The following is a 4,089-nucleotide window of genomic DNA, read 5'->3' on the forward strand; positions in this document are numbered from 1 at the left end:
GAGGCAGCGCCGCTGATGAGGATGTTGTCCATCACAGCCCCCGTTCGCGGAGGAAGGCCACCACCCGGGCGATGGCGTAATCCGCCGCGCGCAGCATGCCGACATGGGCCTGGAACACGTGCCACAGCCCCGGATAACGCTCCAGGCGCACGCTGGCGCCGGCGGCCTGGGCGCGCTCGGCCAGGCGCAGGCTGTCGTTCAGCAGCAATTCGTCCTCGCCAACCTGGATCAGGGTCGGCGGCAGGCGGCTCAGATCGGCGAACAACGGCGACATACCCGGATCGTTGCGCGGCAGATCGGCCGGGCAATACAGCGCGGCGGCCTGCTCGATCCAGCGGGGATGGATCAGCGGGTCGCCGGCCGGCGGCTGGTGCATGCGTTCGCCGGTGAAATCGGTGGCCGGCGAGAAGCACACCAGCGCCGCCGGTGCCGGCAGGCCCAGTTCATCGATGCGCAGGCTGCCGACCAGGCTCAGGTTGCCGCCGGCCGAATCGCCGCCGATGGCGATCTGCTCGGGCCGGTAGCCGGCGTCCAGCAGCGCGCGGTAAGCCGCCACCACGTCGTCGCGCGCCGCCGGATAGGGATGCTCCGGCGCCAGGCGGTAGTCCAGCGCGCAGACGTCCAGGCCGCCGCGCTTCGCCAGGCTGGCGCAGATGCCGCGATGGGTAGCCGGCCCGCCAATCATGAAGGCGCCGCCGTGCAGGTAGAGCAGCACGTTGCCGCTGCTGGCCGGCGGCCGGTGCCATTCGCAGGGCCGCCCGCCGAGGGTCGCGGCACTGCGCGTGACTCCGCGCGGGGTCAGGGTGGTGGCGGTGAGCAGGCGCAACACCAGGCGCTGTCCGGCTATCGGCATCGGCGGGCGCACCAGGCCGCGAAACAGCAGGCGCAGGAAGCCGCGCAGCACGCGGCGCAGCAGCATCTGCTCGGCGGCGGGGGCGGTGAAATCAGCGGACGCAGTCATAGTCGGCAAGCTCCGGGGTGCGGGTCAGGTGGCGGTAGGTGAAGGTGTAGCCCGGCCAGTTGTTGGTGTGCTTGCCGGAGGCGTTCTGATACCAGCTGCTGCAGCCCTGCGCCCATATCGTTCGGCGGGTGAGGTGCTGCAGGCGCTGGTTGTAGCGCCGCTGCACCTCGGGCCGCAGGTCCAGGTAGCGCAGCCCCTGCTCGCGAAGCGCCTGCAGGCAGCCGAGCACGTAGGGGTACTGGCTCTCCAGCATATAGAGGATGGAGTTGTGGCCCAGGTTGGTATTGGGCCCGTAGAGCAGGAACAGGTTGGGAAAGCCGCTGACGCTGATGCCCTTGTAGGCCTCGGCGCCATCCTTCCAGGCCTGGTTCAGCTCCAGGCCGTTCAGGCCGCGAATGCGCATCGGCGCGAGGAAATCGCTGGCGGTGAAGCCGGTGCCGTAGATCAGCACGTCGCAGGGATGCTCGCGGCCGTCGGCGCTGACCAGCGCGTGCTCGCGCACCGCGCGGATCGGCGAGTCGACGATCTCGACATTGGCCTGGGCCAGCGCCGGGTAGTAGTCGTTGCTGATCAGGATGCGCTTGCAGCCCATGGGGTAGTCCGGCTGCAGCTGCGCGCGCTTGCCGGCATCGGGCATCTGCCGCGCCAGGTGGCGGGTGAAACGGCCGCGCATCGAGCGCATCAGCCAGGGCAGGCTGACGAAGGCCAGCGCGCGCACCTCGTGGTGCAGGTACTTGAGCAAGCGGTCGACCCGCTGCAGCAGCGGCACGCGGCGCATCAGGGCGATTTCCCAGGCGCGGTAGGCGCGATCCGGCTTGGCCAGCACGTAGGCGGCCGAGCGCTGGAACAGGCTCAGCTGCGCCACTTTCGGCTGGATCTGCGGGACGAACTGGATCGCCGAGGCGCCGGTGCCGATCACCGCCACGCGCTTGCCGGTGAGGTCCAGGTCATGCCGCCAGCGCGCCGAATGGAAGGCCTCGCCGCGAAAGCGCTCCAGCCCCGGCAACTGCGGATAGGCCGGGCGGTTGAGCTGGCCGCAGGCGCTGACCAGCGCCCGGGTCTCCAGGCATTCGCCGCCGACCAACTCGACCCGCCACAGCCCGCGCGCGGCGTCGAACTCGGCGCCCTGCACCTCGGCGTTGAGGCGGATCTGCGGACGCAGCCGGTACTTGTCCACGCACTGCAGGATATAGGCGTGGATTTCCGCCTGCGGCGGGTACTTGCGCGACCAGTCGTGCTTGGCCTCGAAGGAAAACGAATAGAGGTGCGAAGGCACGTCGCAGGCGGCGCCGGGATAGTCGTTATCGCGCCAGGTGCCGCCGACTTCGCCGGCCTTTTCCAGCAGCAGGAAGTCGTCCTGGCCGGCCTTGCGCAGCTGCATGGCCAGGCCCAGGCCGGCGAAGCCGCTGCCGATGATCAGCACGCGCCAGGGCGCGCCCGTGCGGGGGTTGTTGTGCATTGTGGTCTCCCCGACCAATGAGTGGCGATAAGCGGATGCTACTTGCGCCGGCCACCGCCGGTTATGGCATAGTCGGTCAATCGATTGTGATTTTCGGACAGCCTGATGTCGCCACCCTGGCCCGCACGCCGCAGCATCACCAGCATGCAGTTGCTCACCCAGCTGGGGCTCGACCTCGGCCTGGACCTGGACACCTGCCTGCGCGATACCGGCCTGAGCGCGGTGCAGCTCGCCGCCCCGCACGGCGAGATCGACGCCGGCCGCGAGCTGCAGCTGATCGCCAACCTGGTGCAGGCCCTGCCCGCGGTCGCCGACCTCGGCCTGCAGGCCGGTCGGCGCTACCACCTGACCAGCTACGGCGCCTGGGGCTACGCCATGCTCAGCAGCGCCACCGCGCGCCAGGCGGCCGAACTGGGGCTGCGCTACCACGGCCTGACCTACGCCTTCACCCGCATCAGCCTGGACGAGGATGGCGTCACCGCCAGCCTGCGCTTCGACGACGGCGCGCTGGACGAGGAGCTACGGCCCTTTATCGTCCAGCGCGATATGGTCGGTGCCCAGCTGATCGTGCGCGAACTGCTCGGCGCCCCGCTGCCGCTGACCTGCCTGGAGCTGCGCCAGCAGGCGCCGGCCGAGGTCGCGCCCTTCGTCGAGGTCTTCGGCCTGGCGCCGCATTTTGCTGCCGCGGCCAATCGCATCGGCCTGGCCGCCGGGCTGCTGGATGTTGCGCTGCCGCGGGCCAATTCGCAGCTGGTCAGCGCCTGCGAGCAGCAATGCCAGGCGATCCTCGCTCGCCACCAGTGGCACCAGGGCCTGGCCGGCCGCGTGCGCCAGCTGCTGCTGCAGGCGCCAGGGCAGATGAGCGACATGGAACGGGTCGCCGCCCGCCTGCACCTGAGCAGCCGTACCCTGCGCCGCCGCCTGATCGACGAAGGCAGCAGCTTTCGCGCCCTGCAGGACGAGGTGCGCCAGGCCCTGGCCGAGGAGCTGCTGGCCGCCGGCGGCCTGAGCCTGGAGGAAATCGCCGAGCGCCTGGGCTACGGCGAGCTGTCCAACTTCATCCACGCCTTCAAGCGCTGGAAAGGCACCACGCCGGGGCGCTACCAGCGCGGCGAGCCTATTTCGTAGAGCGAACCGATCAGCGCCCTATGTCCGCCTTTGCCTAAAGTACGCACCTGGGCTCGATCGTGTTTGAAAGCCATCTTCACGCTGACAGCGCCGCCCGACGCGGCTAAGGTGCAAGCCATGCACAATATCAGCCTGCTCCTGCCCTACCTGCCGCCCTGGCACTGGCCGCAGTTCCATGCCCACTTCGCCCTGCGCGCGCTGCCGGGGCTGGAATGCCTGACGCCGGACAGCTACAGCCGCAGCTTCAGCCTGGCCGGCGCCAGCGGCTGGCTGCGGGTGACACCGCTGCCCGGGCAGAACGCCCTCGAACTGCGCTGCTGCAGCGCCGCGCCCATCGCCCTGGAGGCCTTGCAGCAGCGCGTGCGGCGGATGTTCGATCTCGACGCCGAGCCGCAGGCGATTGCCGCGCACCTCAGCGGCGACGCCCTGCTCGCGCCGCTGCTGCAGCGCAACCCCGGCCTGCGCCTGCCGGTGGCCTTCGACCCGTTCGAGCAGGCGGTGCGCGCCATCGTCGGCCAGCAGGTCACGGTCAAGGCGGCGG

The 4,089-nt window shown here is 70.1% G+C and carries 4 protein-coding genes; 2 read left to right on the top strand and 2 right to left on the bottom strand.

All coding sequences use genetic code 11. From position 1 onward, the window contains the following. Positions 1 to 31 precede the first annotated feature (31 nt). Positions 32 to 961 carry an alpha/beta hydrolase gene (locus tag N878_RS14055; protein ID WP_021444278.1) on the bottom strand — a complete coding sequence of 310 codons (930 nt, stop codon included), beginning with the start codon at positions 959 to 961 and terminating at the stop codon, positions 32 to 34. Further along, positions 945 to 2,420, bottom strand: coding sequence for an NAD(P)/FAD-dependent oxidoreductase (locus N878_RS14060; protein WP_021444279.1), 1,476 nt, complete (start codon positions 2,418 to 2,420; stop codon positions 945 to 947). The genes N878_RS14055 and N878_RS14060 overlap by 17 nt, the downstream gene beginning before the upstream one ends. A 102-nt stretch (positions 2,421 to 2,522) precedes the next feature. Here N878_RS14060 and N878_RS14065 point away from each other — a divergent pair, with 102 nt between their 5' ends. Continuing rightward, positions 2,523 to 3,548 carry an AraC family transcriptional regulator gene (locus N878_RS14065; RefSeq protein WP_031303177.1) on the top strand — a complete coding sequence of 342 codons (1,026 nt, stop codon included), beginning with the start codon at positions 2,523 to 2,525 and terminating at the stop codon, positions 3,546 to 3,548. A 117-nt stretch (positions 3,549 to 3,665) separates the two neighbouring features. Then, positions 3,666 to 4,089: AlkA N-terminal domain-containing protein (locus tag N878_RS14070; protein WP_021444281.1), on the top strand; the 424-nt coding region annotated here is incomplete at its 3' end.

Source organism: Pseudomonas sp. EGD-AK9, from assembly GCF_000465935.2.
Lineage (GTDB): Bacteria > Pseudomonadota > Gammaproteobacteria > Pseudomonadales > Pseudomonadaceae > Aquipseudomonas.